We start from the raw sequence: 15458 nt of genomic DNA on the forward strand, positions 1-15458 counted from the left end.
GCATGATCAATACTCTGACTACTCGACCCCCGACGGAGCAGGAATGGGCGCGTTGGTGGCCGGCACCGGCAAAATTGAATCTGTTTTTGCATATCCTGGGCCAGCGCGACGACGGCTTGCATGAGTTGGAAACGGTTTTCCAGATCCTGGATCTGAGTGACATGCTTAAGTTTGAGGTTCGCGACGATGGGCAAATCCTGAGAACCGAAGGCGACCCCGATATTGCACCAGAGGGTGATCTGGTCGTGAAAGCGGCAAAGGCTTTGCAAGCCTTTGTGCATGCGCAAGCGGTAAATTCCGAGAATTGTTCTGCATCCAAAGGCATCAGCATACGTTGCCGCAAGCGCATACCGGTTGAAGCCGGCATGGGCGGGGGCAGTTCAGATGCCGCGACAACTTTGCTGGTGCTAAATCATTTATGGCAATGTGGATTGAGTCAGGAACAGTTAGAAAAACTGGCTTTAGGGCTGGGGGCGGATGTACCCTTATTCGTCGCCGGAAACAGTGCCTACGCACGTGGCATAGGGGAAAAACTTGAGCCTCTCAGCCTGGGCGAATATACATATGTGATCGTCAAACCCAGGGTCTCGGTTTCCACGCAAAAAATCTTTAGCCATAGTGGATTGACACGGGATACAGACCCCATCACAATACACCGCTTCCTGAGGCAGTATAAGGACACCCGTGGTGCATTAGCGGGGCGTAATGATTGCCAAAAAGTGGTTGTGAACAGTTTTCCGGAAATCGCACAAGTTATTGATTGGCTTGATAATTTTGGGGAAGCGCGACTCACAGGAACCGGCTCGGCGGTGTTTTTAAGGTGTTCAGATAAAAGCACAGCCAAAGCCATAATGGATCAGCTCAATCTAAGCACTGCCGCGCAAAAATGGCAGCTGATGCTTGCTCAAGGTCTGGATCGATCGCCATTGGCCACTATTTTTGACCAAAGTTGATGGAATCTGACTGAGTCTTTAAGGAAAAGAACAAATTACAATTGGGGTGTAGCCAAGCGGTAAGGCATCGGGTTTTGATCCCGTGTACCGTAGGTTCGAATCCTACCACCCCAGCCATATTTTCGACGTGCTCAATGAGGGCGTTGTGTTTTAACTAAGCGGCCAAGACTAAGTTCTGGCCATCAGCGGGTACAGCATCATGGTTGGCAGACTGTCGATATTTTCCGGGAATTCGAATCCTGCTCTGGCAACTGGTATCGCCGCCGAACTTGGCCTGCCGTTAGGCGAGCGCAAAGTCAGTCGTTTTAGTGACGGTGAGATCGCGGTCGAGATCGAGGAAAATGTGCGTGGGCGCGATGTTTTCATCATTCAACCCACCTGTCCCCCGACCAATGACAACCTGATGGAATTGCTGGTTATGACCGATGCCATGCGCAGGTCATCTGCAGCACGTATCACGGCCATTGTTCCGTATTACGGTTACTCGCGTCAGGATCGACGCCCGCGAGCCGTACGCAGCCCGATCTCGGCCAAACTGGTTGCAAATATGATGCAAGCGGCGGGAATTGATCGCTTGCTCACAATTGACCTGCACGCTGACCAGATTCAGGGCTTTTTTGATATTCCGGTTGATAATGTGTATGCCTCGCGGGTTTTTATTGATGACATCAAAAAACAACATGTCAACAACATGATCGTTGTTTCGCCGGATGTTGGCGGTGTGGTTCGTGCACGGGCAATCGCCAAACGGGTTAATGACTCCGACCTGGCGATCATTGATAAACGTCGGCCTAAAGCCAATGTGTCACAAGTCATGAATATTATTGGTGATGTTAAAGGCAGAACCTGTGTACTCATCGATGACATGATCGATACTGCCGGCACACTGTGTCAGGCCGCAAAAGCATTAAAAGATGAAGGCGCAATTAAAGTTGTGGCTTACATCACCCACCCGATCTTGTCTGGACCGGCTTTGGATCGTATTAATTCTTCGACTTTGGATGAGTTGGTAGTCACTGACACCATTCCCTTGTCGGTCGAGGCTCAGGCCTGTGACCGTATTCGTCAATTGAGTACGGCAGGTATTTTGGCAAAAGCCATTCGACACATGACCGATTATGGTTCAGTGATGTCTTTGTCTAAGGTATAAAAGACAAGAACAAAAGTTGAAAGTAAATTTTTTCGAACAATTTGTGGTCGCAACAGATTGTTCAACTCACGCGTTAATTGTAAACGCATAACAACAATACCCAAGGGTATTAGCACAGGAGATTAGCCATGGCTGATTTAGTATTAACCGCGCAACTGCGTGATGACAACGGGAAAGGAGCGAGCCGCCGCCTGCGTCGTCTAGGTTGGGTGCCGGGAATTTTGTATGGCGGTAACAAAGAGCCGCGTTCAATTGCATTAAAAGACAACGAGTTGGCGAATGCATTGAAAGTCGAGTCATTCTATTCCAACATTTTTACTATCAAAGTAGATGATGTGGAACAAGAATGTATTTTAAAAGATTTGCAACGGCATCCAGCACGCGAAGAGGCCATGCATGTTGACCTGATGCGCATTGTCGCGGGTCAGGCGATCAAAACCACAATCCAGTTGCACTTTATTGGCGAAGAACAAGCCCCCGGAGTTAAAACCGAAGGTGGTGCATTCAACCGTAATATGGTGGATGTTGAGATCACCTGTTTGCCAAAAGACTTGCCGGAATTCATTGAAGTGGATGTGTCTGGTATGCATAAAGATGAAACCCTGCATTTGACTGATCTTGTGATGCCAGAAGGTGTAGAGATCGTTGAGTTAATGCACGGTGAAGGACATGACCAGCCGGTTATTTCTATCCGTACAGCACGCGTTTCAATCGAGCCGGAAGAAGAAGTTGATGAAGCTGCTCCTGAAGAGGCCGGAGATGCTCCAGCCGAAGGTGAAGCTGACGCTTAATTTATTCAAGTGTCGAGACAGCAAAGCCGTTGGAGTCACACGATTTCAGCGGCTTTTCTATATACTGCAATGCAATGAAAAAAATTCCTGATAACAAACCAAAACTGATCGTGGGTCTCGGTAATCCGGGCGACGAGTATCGCTATACACGCCACAATGTTGGCGCCTGGTTTGTGCACGCTTTAGCGCGTAAATTCGGTGCGAGTTTTAAGGCGGACCGGAAATTTCAGGGCGAAGTGGCCGAGATCATTGTGAAAGGTCATAAGCTTCGACTCTTATTTCCGACTACCTACATGAATCTGAGCGGTCAGTCTGTTCGGGCCGTTGCGGATTATTACAATATTGAACCCGAAGAAATTCTGGTGGCACACGATGAACTGGATTTGCCCGCCGGACACATGCGACTGAAATTCAGTGGCGGGCACGGTGGTCATAATGGGTTACGTGATACCTCGCAGCACATGGGCAAGGATTACTGGCGCTTACGTATAGGCGTGGATCATCCTGGCAATCGCAAGCAGGTGACCAATTATCTGATCCATCAAAAGACTCCGCGTGAAGACGAAGAGCAGATCCTGGTCGGAATCGAAAAAGTGATAAAGCTCCTGGATAATCTGCTTGAAGACGGTTATGAAAAAACCATGCATGTATTGCATCAAAAAGAATTAAGTCCCGAGCAGCTTGCTGAGGAAGAGCAACGGCAGGCGCGTAAAAAAGCCAAAAAGGAAGCCTGGTTGAATAGAAAGGCCGAGGCCAATCAAGAAAAAGCACGCGACAAAAGTTCGCCCAACAAACAAATAAAAGATATTGGCAACAAAACCGCGATACAACTGGCACTGGAAAAAGCCAGGCACGAAGAAGAATAGTCTTTGATTATTATTCTTTTTTCTTTGCACACACAATTAACCTTAATAAATAAAGAGAAACAGCATGGCAATTAAATGCGGCATTGTAGGGCTGCCCAATGTGGGAAAATCAACCTTATTCAATGCCTTGACCCAGGCAGAGATCTCCGCGGAGAACTACCCGTTTTGTACCATCGACCCGAATGTCGGCATCGTGATGGTTCCTGACCCGCGTCTGGACGAGCTTTACAAAATTGTGAAACCACAAAAAACCTTGCCGACCACAGTCGAATTTGTGGATATTGCCGGATTGGTGGCGGGCGCTGCCAATGGTGAAGGTCTGGGTAACAAGTTTCTTGCCAATGTGCGTGAGACAGATGCCATAGCGCACGTGGTGCGTTGTTTTGACAACGATGATGTGATCCATGTGGCCGGTAAAGTGGATCCCTTGGATGATATCGATGTGATCAATACCGAACTGGCCCTGGCAGATCTGGAATCGGTGGAGCGCCAATTACAAAAAGCGACTAAACAGGCAAAATCCCAGGATAAAGAGGCAATTCGTTTACGCGATGTTTTGCAAAAAATGCAAAACCATTTGGCAGACGGTTTGCCACTGCGCACCCTGGATCTGAACAGCGCCGAACTGGACGTTGCCAAAGGCCTGCAATTTATTACCGACAAGCCGGTTATGTTTGTGGCCAATGTGAATGAAGATGGCTTTGAGAATAATCCTTATCTGGATAAGGTTAGAGAGTTGGCGGAAAAAGAGAAAGCCGTTGTCGTGCCGGTTTGTGCGGCATTGGAGGCCGAGATCATTCAGCTGGATGAAGAAGAGCAGGCCGAGTTTTTGGCGGAAATGGGTATGACCGAACCGGGGCTTGATAGGGTTATACGCAAAGGCTATGAACTCTTGGGATTGCAAACTTATTTTACTGCCGGTGAAAAGGAAGTACGCGCCTGGACCGTTAAAATTGGCGCCACGGCACCCCAAGCAGCGGGAGTTATTCACACCGACTTTGAAAAAGGCTTTATTCGTGCGGAAGTAGTGTCGTATGATGACTTTATCAAATACCAGGGTGAAACGGGTGCTAAAGATGCGGGTCGTTTTCGTCTGGAAGGCAAAGACTATATTGTGCAGGAAGGCGATGTGATGCACTTCCGGTTTAATGTTTAAGGTCTTAGCGATATTTATTCAATTATTCAATAAATTATTAGAGCAATTCAATGTTTGAAAATATAACCGATATTCTTTTATCTGCACTTATCGTGGTAGTCGTGATCGGCGGGATCTATTTTATTAATAAACGCATGATGTCGCGCTATGCCGATCGCCAGGGTATGGAATTCCGGCGTCAAATGATCATGCTGGGCGTTAGCCTGTTTGGATTGATGTTGATTTTGGTGAGTTTGCCGATTATTTCGAATGAACTTCGCGGGCAACTGCTGGGATTGGTGGGTATATTACTTTCTGCTGCAATCGCTTTATCGGCCACAACATTTGTCGGAAATATCATGGCCGGCATCATGTTACGCACGATCGAAGGCATCACCATTGGCGATTTCGTACGAGTTAGCGATCATTTTGGCCGCATTACCGAAATGGATTTGTTGCATGTGGAGATTCAGACCGAAGATAGAAATTTAACCACCATGCCCAATATGCATTTGGTCACCAACCCGGTCAATGTATTGCGAAAATCGGGGACTATAATCGGCATAGAAGTTGGTCTCGGCTATGACACCCACAGAGTGGTGATTGAAAAGCATTTGTTACAAGCGGCGGAAGATACCGGCTTGACCGACCCCTTTGTGCAAATAAAGAATCTCGGCGACTTTGCGGTCACTTATCGTATTGCAGGAATTTTGCCTGATCTCAAAACTTACATTGCCTCGCATTCCAGTCTTAAGCGTAATGTTCTTGATCAGTTACATGAAAACGGTATCGAGATCATGTCGCCTGCTTTCATCAACACCAAACAACTCAATCTTAAAACCCAGACTATTCCGGCTAAACCCAGTAAAGCTGATCACCCGACTACGGAAGCGGTGACCCCGGATAACATCATTTTTGATAAAGCGGAAAGAGCCGAATTGCATAATGACTTTGTCAATCGCCTTGCAATGACACAGGAAGAGTTGAAAAATGTTGAAGGTGAGATCGCCGCATTAAGTGCGGAAGATGATGCCAGCACATTGAATATGAAGAAATCCAATCTTGAAGCACGTGTCGATCAATTATCCAAATATATCAACAAGTTAGAAGACAGAATGTCCGAGCAATAAAGTCGATTAGTAAGCCCGCGGCAGATTCTTGATGGCTTGCTTGACACTCGCGAAGCAAAACAGGAAAATGCCGCAGCTCAAATGGCAATCTTTACTCGATTCCGAGTCAGCCAGTGAACAGAAAACACTTATGGTGATGTAGCTCAGTTGGTTAGAGCGTGGGACTCATAACCCCAAGGTCGGTGGTTCGATTCCACCCATCACCACCAGATTCCTCAAGTTAAAATAATGCTAATGCACAGACAATCCGACCATATCGGATTGTTTGCCGTCTATGCAGAAATACTTTTTTGCCGGCACTTGCTAGCCACTACATATTGCTGGCACCAAAGCACTTATCACTATAGTTAAGATTTATCCTTGACGAACATTGCGGCAACCAGACTAACGATGCCAAGTACGATGGTGATATAGGCATTGCGATTTTCTTGCGACTCGACCGCAAGTGGACCGACTTCAACAGCGGTTTCTGGTGTGATCATCATATAACCGCCATAGGCTAGCAATGCCACACCAACAATTATCAGTATTGTTTTGATCGTTTTGTTCATGACAGTTTCTCCCGGATCTTTAATTTCTTAGATTTGAATCTCTAGAATAATAGATTGATCTAATTTTGTCATAATTATTCCGGTTGGCAGTGGCAAGTAGAGAATAGGTTACTGCTTGATTATGGGTAAATACTCACATTGCCAGCCAGGATTCACGATCTGATTCCGCTAAATCAGACTAAAGTGCAAGTGCAATCATGGCGAGTTTGTATAATGCAGGGAATTACCTGGCAACAGAATTCAATTACAAGGCAATCCCAATTATGAACTTAAAAGACAAACTCGTTTTAATCACTGGCGCATCAGCCGGTATTGGCACAGCACTGGCACACCAATACGCTAAATATGGCGCCAATTTTGTTTTGGTGGCGCGTCGCAAGGAGCGTCTGCAAGAGCTTGCCGCTGCTCTCAAGGACAAATACGGAGCTGAATCTTTATGTATCAGCGCTGACCTCGCCGAACCGGATGCGCCACAAGCCATTCTGGATCAGGTTTCAGCGGCGGGTAAAAACGTGGATATTCTGATCAACAATGCGGGCTACGGGGTGCCGGGTAAATATTTATCCGTGGATTGGAAAACCCATGCCGACTTTAACCAGGTGATGATCACCGCCGTTATGCATTTAACTTATCTGTTTTTACCGCATATGGTGGAGCAAGGTTATGGGCGTATTATCAATATCGCGTCACTTGCCGGTTTCATGCCGGGCACCGAGGGACACACTTGTTATGCGGCCGTCAAACACTGGATGATCCCCTTCACCGAGTCTCTGCATTTTGAATACGGACATAAAGGCATTCACGCAACCGCGGTTTGTCCAGGTTTTACCTACAGTGAATTTCATGACATCACCGGTACCCGAGAACAAGTGAATAAAATGTCAAAGCGTATGTGGATGACAGCCGATGAAGTTGCCGAACAGGCATTGGATGCCAGTGAAGCCGGGAAAGTTGTATTGATCAATGGCAAACTGAATAATGTGATCGCCGGGGCGATAAAACTGATGCCCAAACGCTTGCAGTATTATGTCATGAGTAAACAGTCGAAAAATTTCAGGAAAACCGATTAAGGTCATTGCGAGAAATCTATGTCGAAAATAAAGCGCGTAACCGGGATCGGTGGGATTTTTATCAAGCCTCGCAGCGCGTCGCAAGCGGACATGCTGGAATTCTATCGTGACCGACTCGGTATTGAACTGCAGTGGGACAATGGAATTTCTTTTGATTGGTCTAACGACATGCAAGGCCGCGATGGCCAAACCATCTGGAGTGTTTTTTCCAAGGATTCAGATTATTTCGAACCCGGCAGCGCAAGCTTTATGGTGAATTACCGGGTTGCGGATCTGGATGCCTTAATGCTTGAACTGGAAAAAGAAGGTGTGAAAATTGATCCCAAACGCGACAACAGTGAATACGGAAAATTTGCCTGGGTGTATGACCCTGATGGCAACAAGCTTGAATTATGGGAGCCGCCTTCTACTGACTGATGGGTGCAATGACAAGTCTATGACAAGCGTTCTGTGGCCAAGGCATTGCGATAGGGCAAGAACTCGATCAATGCGTCTTCTTCATGTTTGGCCTGTAACTCTTTCCAAAATTCAAAATCCAACACATCGGCATGATGTTGCATAAACACTTCCAGCGAGCGGCCTTCCAGGCCCAGAAACTCCGTGAACTGCTCCGGGAAAACGTCGTTGTCAGCCACATAGAACCAGGCGTCCGACGCCATCTGTTGTTCGTAACTCCGGGCTTTGGGAAATTTGCGAAAATTGCACTCTTGCAATAAACACAACTCATCGTAATCGTAAAAGATAACCCGTCGATTACTGGTTACGCCAAAATTCTTCAGTAACAGATCGCCCGGAAAGATATTATTCGCAGCCAAGTCTTTTATGGATTGCCCAAAGTCAACGATCACATCTTCAGCGGTTTCGTCATCGCATTGCTGCAAATACAAGTTCAGAGGTTGCATGCGGCGTTCAATGTATGAATGTTTGATAAGCAAATATTCATTTTGTATTTCAACCGAATTACCACAGGTTTTGAGTAATTCATCCAGTAATTTTTGTTCAAATCTGTCCAGCTTGAATCGTAAATGGCGGAACTCCTGAGCATCAACCAAGCGGCCGGCGCGATCTTTTTTGAAAACCAGTTGATAGCGTTGCATCACTTCTTTACGCGTGCTGGTTTTGGGATAACCAAATTTGTCACGAATGACCTTGAAAACAACATCGTATGAGGGCAGGGTAAACACCGCCATCACCAGACCCGCATCACCCGGTGCAATAATAAACTGGTCTTTGGCTGTTTCCATGTGTTGCATTAAGTCACGATAGCGTTCGGTTTTGCCTTGTTTAGCACGACCAAGCACTGTGAAAAGCTCGGCCACCGGTTTATGGGGCAACAGCTCGTGCAAATAATCCACCATTTCCGAAACCGTTTCCAGATCCACATGAAAATACGAGCGCGTGTAACCAAACAGGATGCTGAAATCCCGCTGGGTTTGAACCACCGCATCCACCTTGATACCGGTTTCAATATTCTTTAGCGCGATCGCAAATGGCACAGCCGTAGAATTAAAAACAATCTTGCCGACCAGATAGGCACGGGTGTTTTGGTAGAACACGGCTTGAATAATTTCGACGTGATGCAGTTCCCGTTCCGGATACGGGTCAAGGTTGTACTTTTTTACCTGATCTGATAAAAACTCGGCACTGTGCAATTTATCAATGTAATTTGCTTTAAACGCGTAGTTGTCCAGAACCTCGGCAAACAAGGATTGCAGATCGTTCTCATAGCGATAGCAAATACTAGGTACATTGTGTTGCACATTTTTAATCGGATCGAGGTCCAGAGCCACGAATTCCACTTGCGGGTTTGTGCCTTCGGTTTTGAACAGCCGACGCGTGATCGAATTGTAATAGGTTTTGGTAAACTCCTGTTCCTGGTACTCGCTGATCTCATGCACATAAGCGGATTTGATTTGCGCCCAAACTGACGGGTCACTGGCGTGCCTGCCGAGTTCTTCACGCATTTCCTCAACCAGACGCCAGACCCATTCATCATAGAGTTCGATGCGCTTGGCCTGGTCGCGTTGGCTGGCGTACCAGTTTTGTGACTCAAAGCGGGCTTTAGCGCGCAGTGTGACGCTACGAAAATCCTGGTTGTAACCTAAAAAGCCGTTAAAGATCTCACGCGCACAGTGTTGCATCAAGTTTGCATCCGGCTTGACGGTATTTAGGCCTGTATCATTCATTGCGATCGTAGGCACCTTCGCGGTCCTGCCATTTGAAAATCTTACGCGTAATAAACAAATACGCCCGCTTGCCGGTTTGTTTCCAGATACGGCTGGCAATTCCGGGTGTGGCAACCATGGCTTGTTCCCTGGCGCTCATGTGTTCAGGACAAAATCCACGTTTGTGTTTGAGTAAATAACGGATATCTTCGCGCGCACAATAACGAAACCATTTGCTGCGTTTTTTAAAATGTCTAGCCAATTGAAAATCGACCAAGGCCGGTTTGCCAGCCGGGGTGACCAGCCAATTGGTTTCCTTGGCGAGGTCGTTGTGGGCAATTTTATGCAAATGCAAAGTGCGCAACAGGGCGAGGGCGTCTGAAAAATACGCCGCATGAGTAGGCTTGGCAATATGCATTGGTTCACCCTCTTGCCAGGAGCGCAACAATAGGCCTTTGTTCCAGTGTAGTAATTCAGGAATGTAGCCAGGCAGGTCGAGATGCTTTAATGCCCTGGCTTCACGATGCGCTAGATAGCGTGCTATCCAGCGTGTCCACCATCGGGCTTTATTGGTATTTCTGCACACCAGCCACTGTTGGCTTGTGAGATCAAATTCCTTGCTAATCGTACCAAACAGGTCTGCCTTGAGTAATTGTTGGCGCGCAGGATCGAGGTTGAATGAGTCAAGCATGTTGAATAATTATTTTTCATCACCGCGAAGCGACAATACTTTTGCTTTAAGTATTTCTGCGGTTACCTCATTTGCAGGAATGGGGTCATCTGCGATCAACGTAATCCTGGACCAAAAGCGCCGTGGGAAACTTTGCATGGCCGAGCCATATTTACGACTGAAAAAGCTTCCCCATAAACCGCGCAAGGCCATAGGGACAACCGGAACCGGATTCTTTTCCAGTATTTTTTCTATGCCTTTTTTAAACGGCAACAGTTCACCGTCGCGGGTTATCGCGCCTTCCGGGAATAATCCAATCACATGACCGGCTTCAAGTTCCTTGGCAATGGTCTGGTAGGCATTTTCGAGCATTTTCGGGTCTTCTTTGTAAGATGCGATAGGAATGGCTTTTGCGGTTTTGAATAAAAAATTCAATATCGGGTTCTGGAATATCTTGTAATACATCACAAAGCGTACCGGTCGGCGTATTTGTCCCGCCATGATCAAGGCATCGACAAAACTGATGTGATTGGACACCACAATAGCCGCACCCTCTTTGGGGATTTTATCCAGGTCGATGGATCTAACCCGGTAAATCGTATTCATTAGTACCCAGACAATACAGCGCAACATGAACTCGGGTACCTGGTAATAAATAAAGATTGCCACAACCGCGTTCATTATTGCCAAGACCAAAAAGAACTGACTAATGCTCAAGCCGATAACACTCAGCATCAGGATGGCCACCACCGCTGACATCACCATGAAAAAGGCATTCAGGATGTTCAGAGCCGCAATAATGCGTGAGCGTTCATGCGTTTCAGTACGATGTTGCACCATGGCGTAGAGAGGCACAATGTACAGTCCGCCTGATACCCCGATCATGAAAATATCAAAGATCATGCGTTTAGATCCGCCCAGTGCAAGGAATTCTACAAAACCAACGGTTGTGCTGTGGGTGAACCCGATGGCGGCAAAAAACAGGTCAACTCCAAAGACTGTTAAACCGATGGAGGCAATGGGCACCAGTCCGATCTCGATCACGTCACCGGAGAGTTTTTTACACATTAACGAGCCGACACCAATGCCGATCGAGAAAAACGACAATAACAGGGCAACCACGCCTTTATCACCATATAAGGTGCCTTTGGTGAACGCATGCAACTGCACCAGATACCCCGATCCCAAAAACCAGAACCAGGCAATGCCCATCATGGCCAATATGACGGAATAATCCTTGCGCGCACGCGTGAAAATGTCGCGGGCTTCTGTCAGCGGGTTCCAGTTAAAGCGCAGTTTGGGATTGGATGCGGGAATTTCCGGGATGCGACTCGCCGACAAATATCCGCTCACGGCAATAACTACAATGCCGATAGACAGGTATTGTTTGGTTCCGGCCGCACTGTTGCCACTCACATCACTGAGTAGCACGCCAACCAGAGTGCCCAGTAAAATGCCAACATAGGTGCCCATTTCAACCAAACCGTTGCCGGCCACCAGGTCTTTTTCTTCCAGCACCTGCGGAAGCAAGCTGTATTTGAGCGGTCCAAAAAATGACGACTGGGTGCCCATTAAGAACACCAAAGCGATCAGGACCCAGTAAATATTAAAATAAAAAGCCACGGCCGCAATAGACATCAAACACACTTCCCAGATCTTGATAAAACGTATCAAGCGTGACTTTTCGTATTTGTCGGCGACTTGTCCGGCATACACGGAAAACAGAAAAAACGGCAGAATGAACAAGCCAGCACTCAAGTTGGTCAGGATATCGTTATCAATTTCAAATGCGGAAAAAGCCAAAATCACCAGCAGTGCGTTTTTATACACATTGTCATTAAAAGCACCCAAAAACTGGGTGACAAAATACGGACCAAAATGCTTGTGCAAAAGTAGTTTCATGTTTGTTCCATTTTTATCTGTTCTTTATGCAATTGATAGCAGGCTTATTCTTCTTCGTTCGCACTGCTACTAGACAATTCGGCAATACATTCGCCCAAGCGAACTACGTCGAGATCTTTATCAAATATCAAGTCCGGGTTATCGCTTAACAGGATCACGGTAGAGCCCATATTAAATCTCCCCATTTCCTCACCGCGTCGCAAGCTTATATTTTTATCGACATATTCTTCATCAAAAGCGGTGCGGGGTTTCGCCGGGGTGATCTCACCCGCCCAAACGGTTTCTATGCTACCCACGAAGACCGCACCCACCAACACCATGATTAATTTACCCAGTGCGGTTTCAAATTCGCACACGACCCGCTCATTGCGGGCAAACAAGGCATCCACATTGTCGGCAGTGGTTAAATTTACACTAAATAATTTACCCGGAATATATCGCATTTTTACCAATTTGCCATCGATGGGCATATGGATACGATGGTAATTAAAAGGGGCGAGGTAAATGGTGCTGAAATTGCCATTGGCGTAGGTCTCGGCCCAAACACTGTCACCAAGCAGGCGCCTGGCGCTGTAATGCATGCCTTTGGCTTGAATGATCTGACCATTTTCTATGCGGTCAGATTGACTCATGGCACCATCTACGGGCGAACACAGAGTTTGTTGTGCCGAATGTATCGGGCGTGCGCCATCCATCAAGGCGCGAGTGAAAAAGTCATTAAAACTTTCAAAATCCAGCTCGTCTTTATGCCCGTAGTCGAGCATGTCGATATTGTATATTTTTACAAAATTCCGTATTAAAAAATTCTTGAACCAGGCCGTACGCACCCGAGCGATCTTATGCATAGTTCGCGATAAAAAATGTTGCGGAATAATATGTTGTAAAAAAATAAAAAATTTGTTGCGCATGGGAAGCCTTATTTATTATTGTGTGCGTAAGGGAATTATGAAGCGTTGTTCGTCTTGTTGTTTAAATTTAAAAACCAGTTCAATTGACTCACGTATACTAATTTGCTCGGTTGCCTGCATTAACATAACGTGTTTGCCATTGGGGGCAAAAACTACTTTGCTGTTTGCCGGAATGTGAACTTCATGCATGTGCCGCATACGCGACATGTTATTTTCAAATGTGCTTTCATGCAGCATCGCTTGAGAAAACTGCGGACTCTTGACATTGAGCAGGACCAGATCCGTAGCCGTATTATTGTGCAAGGTGAAATAGGCCGCGTAATGCTGCTGCAGGTTATTTCGCACCGGAATATAGGCATTGTCTAATTCAATCGGATTTCGTTCACACGCCAGCAAACTCAGCAATACGTAGGCGATGAGCAAGTGTAAAAAGTTTTTATGCAGTGTCATGACCGATCAGGGGTATTTGGTTTCTGTAATAATGCGGTAATCATCAGCCAGCGTTTCCAGAGCATTTGGGGCGGCAAGATTTCCAGTGTATATACCGGCGTATTCTCCATCAGGATTGAGGACAAAGACAGCAGCGGTGTGATCAACCGTATAACTGCCATCCGGCAGGGCGTTATACGCATAAGCGACCCCGAGGAAATCGGTCAGTACCTGAATTTTATGCAATTCGCCAGTAAGCCCGATAATGTTGGTTTTAAAACTCGACACATAGGCCTGCATTTTTTCCGGCGTGTCACGCATCGGATCAACACTCACCAATACAATTTGCGGATTATGTTCTGGGTTTTTGATCCTGGATTGCAAGTTTTTTAACAGGCTCAAGGTGTTGGGGCACACATCGGGACAATTAGTAAAGCCAAAAAACAGCAAGGACCATTGTCCCTCGAGAATTTCATTGCCAACATTTTGCCCCGTATGGTCAAGCAGTTGAAAATCAGGTAAGGACCTGGCTGGAGTGAAGGCCAGAGTGTGGTCACTGAGAAGATGTTGTTTTTGCTGAAGCATTATGCTCACAGCAATACCCAGAACAAAACTCGAGAAAATTAAAATAAAAATTATAAATTTACGCATGGATCGCTAACAAAATTAAAAATGCAAGAATTACAGCCTGCATTGTATCTCGCTTTGCCTGTGTTACCATAAACTGCATAAATAATATCCGAGCTACAGCGGGCTATAATTGCTGCCCGACACCACAAACAGACTATGTCCCAGCCAAGTATTGAACAAGTGATCGATCAGGTCGCGCATTTATTTTCACAAGTCGACCTGCATTACGGGCATGGCACGGGTAATGCTTACGATGAAGCGGCCTGGGCCGTACATCATGTGTTGAATTTGCCTTTTGATCTGGATGAACAGGCCTATCAAGAGCAAGTTAGTGCGGAAGATCATAAAATGATCCAGACCTTGATGCGTTTGCGCATCCAAAGCCGCAAGCCAATGGCCTATCTCACGCATAAAATGTGGTTTGCCGGTCTGGAATTCTATGTCGATGAACGCACACTGGTGCCGCGTTCCCCAATTGCCGAACTCATATTGAATGAATTCAGCCCATGGCTGGATATTGATGCAAGCAGTAATGTGCTGGATCTGTGCACGGGAAGCGGTTGTATCGGTCTGGCAATTGCGCATTATTTTCCGCATCTGCATGTGACCGCCACTGATCTTTCACAAGATGCTCTGGACGTGGCGGAGATCAATTGTCAAAAACTCAATTTACAAGACCGGGTGCATTTGGTGCAAGCCGACCTGTTTGATGGCTTGCCGACGGAAACTTACGACCTGATCATCAGTAATCCACCCTATGTCCCAATTGATGCCATCAGTGCATTACCCGATGAATTTCAAACTGAACCTGAAATGGGGTTAGTCTCGGGCGGAGACGGATTGTTCCATGTGCAAAAAATCTTGCAAAATGCGAGTAATTACCTGAATGACAACGGGGTATTAATTGTTGAAGTCGGATTATCCGCGGATGCATTGAGTAGTGCCTATCCCGAGTTACCTTTCATGTGGTTTGAGTTCGAGCACGGTGGTGAGGGTGTCTTTATGCTGACCGCCAAACAATTAAAGGCATTCGCCAAACCTTAGCAGTGAATAGCTATTGTCTTGCAAGACAATAGTCCATGCGAAAATTTATTGGGATATCTTTTTC

Annotated in this window: 16 protein-coding genes and 2 tRNA genes; 11 read left to right on the top strand and 7 right to left on the bottom strand. The window is 46.5% G+C overall.

Annotation, left to right across the window (positions count from 1 at the left end; all coding sequences use genetic code 11):
- The first annotated feature begins 2 nt into the window (after positions 1–2).
- The 8 genes from ispE to HKN88_02560 all read left to right on the top strand — a co-directional run bounded on the left by ispE (position 3) and on the right by HKN88_02560 (position 6234).
- Positions 3–953 carry a 4-(cytidine 5'-diphospho)-2-C-methyl-D-erythritol kinase gene (gene ispE / locus HKN88_02525; protein ID NNC96928.1) on the top strand — a complete coding sequence of 317 codons (951 nt, stop codon included), beginning with the start codon at positions 3–5 and terminating at the stop codon, positions 951–953.
- 42 nt (positions 954–995) lie between these two features.
- A tRNA-Gln gene (locus tag HKN88_02530) sits at positions 996–1070 on the top strand.
- A gap of 82 nt (positions 1071–1152) precedes the next feature.
- Complete coding sequence (locus tag HKN88_02535) at positions 1153–2103, top strand: ribose-phosphate pyrophosphokinase (protein NNC96929.1); 951 nt, start codon at positions 1153–1155, stop codon at positions 2101–2103.
- Between the two features lie 128 nt (positions 2104–2231).
- Positions 2232–2894, top strand: coding sequence for a 50S ribosomal protein L25/general stress protein Ctc (locus tag HKN88_02540; protein NNC96930.1), 663 nt, complete (start codon positions 2232–2234; stop codon positions 2892–2894).
- A 74-nt stretch (positions 2895–2968) separates the two neighbouring features.
- Positions 2969–3760, top strand: coding sequence for an aminoacyl-tRNA hydrolase (pth, locus tag HKN88_02545; GenBank protein NNC96931.1), 792 nt, complete (start codon positions 2969–2971; stop codon positions 3758–3760).
- Positions 3761–3824: 64 nt separating this feature from the next.
- Positions 3825–4916, top strand: a complete 1092-nt coding sequence (ychF, locus tag HKN88_02550; protein ID NNC96932.1) for a redox-regulated ATPase YchF — start codon at positions 3825–3827, stop codon at positions 4914–4916.
- Positions 4917–4966: 50 nt separating this feature from the next.
- Positions 4967–6025: a mechanosensitive ion channel gene (locus tag HKN88_02555; GenBank protein NNC96933.1), complete on the top strand. Its 1059-nt coding sequence runs from the start codon at positions 4967–4969 to the stop codon at positions 6023–6025.
- Between the two features lie 132 nt (positions 6026–6157).
- Positions 6158–6234, top strand: a tRNA-Met gene (locus tag HKN88_02560).
- A 138-nt stretch (positions 6235–6372) separates the two neighbouring features.
- On the opposite strand, the gene HKN88_02565 is transcribed toward HKN88_02560, so the two are convergent.
- Positions 6373–6576 (bottom strand): hypothetical protein, encoded by a 204-nt coding sequence (locus tag HKN88_02565; GenBank protein ID NNC96934.1) that lies wholly within the window; start codon positions 6574–6576, stop codon positions 6373–6375.
- 263 nt (positions 6577–6839) lie between these two features.
- On the opposite strand from HKN88_02565, the gene HKN88_02570 reads away from it, so the two are divergent.
- Both HKN88_02570 and HKN88_02575 read left to right on the top strand, forming a co-directional pair.
- Positions 6840–7646, top strand: a complete 807-nt coding sequence (locus tag HKN88_02570; GenBank protein NNC96935.1) for an SDR family oxidoreductase — start codon at positions 6840–6842, stop codon at positions 7644–7646.
- Positions 7647–7673: 27 nt separating this feature from the next.
- Positions 7674–8063, top strand: a complete 390-nt coding sequence (locus tag HKN88_02575; GenBank protein NNC96936.1) for a VOC family protein — start codon at positions 7674–7676, stop codon at positions 8061–8063.
- Between the two features lie 17 nt (positions 8064–8080).
- On the opposite strand, the gene aceK is transcribed toward HKN88_02575, so the two are convergent.
- From aceK to HKN88_02605, 6 genes are all read right to left on the bottom strand, one after another.
- On the bottom strand, positions 8081–9832 hold the full coding sequence (gene aceK, locus HKN88_02580; protein ID NNC96937.1) for a bifunctional isocitrate dehydrogenase kinase/phosphatase: 1752 nt from the start codon (positions 9830–9832) through the stop codon (positions 8081–8083).
- Complete coding sequence (locus HKN88_02585) at positions 9825–10448, bottom strand: serine/threonine protein kinase (protein ID NNC96938.1); 624 nt, start codon at positions 10446–10448, stop codon at positions 9825–9827. The genes aceK and HKN88_02585 overlap by 8 nt, the downstream gene beginning before the upstream one ends.
- 63 nt (positions 10449–10511) lie before the next feature.
- Complete coding sequence (locus HKN88_02590) at positions 10512–12383, bottom strand: MFS transporter (protein NNC96939.1); 1872 nt, start codon at positions 12381–12383, stop codon at positions 10512–10514.
- Positions 12384–12427: 44 nt separating this feature from the next.
- A complete protein-coding gene (psd, locus tag HKN88_02595) occupies positions 12428–13291 on the bottom strand; it encodes a phosphatidylserine decarboxylase (protein NNC96940.1) in 864 nt (287 codons plus the stop codon).
- Positions 13292–13306: 15 nt separating this feature from the next.
- Positions 13307–13741, bottom strand: coding sequence for a copper chaperone PCu(A)C (locus tag HKN88_02600; protein ID NNC96941.1), 435 nt, complete (start codon positions 13739–13741; stop codon positions 13307–13309).
- A 6-nt stretch (positions 13742–13747) separates the two neighbouring features.
- Complete coding sequence (locus HKN88_02605) at positions 13748–14371, bottom strand: SCO family protein (protein ID NNC96942.1); 624 nt, start codon at positions 14369–14371, stop codon at positions 13748–13750.
- Between the two features lie 135 nt (positions 14372–14506).
- Between HKN88_02605 and prmB the strand changes: the two genes are divergently transcribed.
- On the top strand, positions 14507–15394 hold the full coding sequence (gene prmB / locus HKN88_02610) for a 50S ribosomal protein L3 N(5)-glutamine methyltransferase (protein NNC96943.1): 888 nt from the start codon (positions 14507–14509) through the stop codon (positions 15392–15394).
- Positions 15395–15458: the final 64 nt, after the last annotated feature.

The sequence above is a fragment of the Gammaproteobacteria bacterium genome, from assembly GCA_013001575.1.
In the GTDB taxonomy this organism is placed as follows: Bacteria; Pseudomonadota; Gammaproteobacteria; order Steroidobacterales; family JABDMI01; genus JABDMI01.

What these genes read in the sequence shown, in the direction of transcription:
- ispE (NNC96928.1), top strand. Translation starts at nt 3, where the DNA reads ATGATCAATACTCTGACTACTCGACCCCCGACGGAGCAGGAATGGGCG.
- HKN88_02535 (NNC96929.1), top strand. Translation starts at nt 1,153, where the DNA reads ATGGTTGGCAGACTGTCGATATTTTCCGGGAATTCGAATCCTGCTCTG.
- HKN88_02540 (NNC96930.1), top strand. Translation starts at nt 2,232, where the DNA reads ATGGCTGATTTAGTATTAACCGCGCAACTGCGTGATGACAACGGGAAA.
- pth (NNC96931.1), top strand. Translation starts at nt 2,969, where the DNA reads ATGAAAAAAATTCCTGATAACAAACCAAAACTGATCGTGGGTCTCGGT.
- ychF (NNC96932.1), top strand. Translation starts at nt 3,825, where the DNA reads ATGGCAATTAAATGCGGCATTGTAGGGCTGCCCAATGTGGGAAAATCA.
- HKN88_02555 (NNC96933.1), top strand. Translation starts at nt 4,967, where the DNA reads ATGTTTGAAAATATAACCGATATTCTTTTATCTGCACTTATCGTGGTA.
- HKN88_02565 (NNC96934.1), bottom strand. Translation starts at nt 6,576, where the DNA reads ATGAACAAAACGATCAAAACAATACTGATAATTGTTGGTGTGGCATTG.
- HKN88_02570 (NNC96935.1), top strand. Translation starts at nt 6,840, where the DNA reads ATGAACTTAAAAGACAAACTCGTTTTAATCACTGGCGCATCAGCCGGT.
- aceK (NNC96937.1), bottom strand. Translation starts at nt 9,832, where the DNA reads ATGAATGATACAGGCCTAAATACCGTCAAGCCGGATGCAAACTTGATG.
- HKN88_02590 (NNC96939.1), bottom strand. Translation starts at nt 12,383, where the DNA reads ATGAAACTACTTTTGCACAAGCATTTTGGTCCGTATTTTGTCACCCAG.
- psd (NNC96940.1), bottom strand. Translation starts at nt 13,291, where the DNA reads ATGCGCAACAAATTTTTTATTTTTTTACAACATATTATTCCGCAACAT.
- HKN88_02600 (NNC96941.1), bottom strand. Translation starts at nt 13,741, where the DNA reads ATGACACTGCATAAAAACTTTTTACACTTGCTCATCGCCTACGTATTG.
- HKN88_02605 (NNC96942.1), bottom strand. Translation starts at nt 14,371, where the DNA reads ATGCGTAAATTTATAATTTTTATTTTAATTTTCTCGAGTTTTGTTCTG.
- prmB (NNC96943.1), top strand. Translation starts at nt 14,507, where the DNA reads ATGTCCCAGCCAAGTATTGAACAAGTGATCGATCAGGTCGCGCATTTA.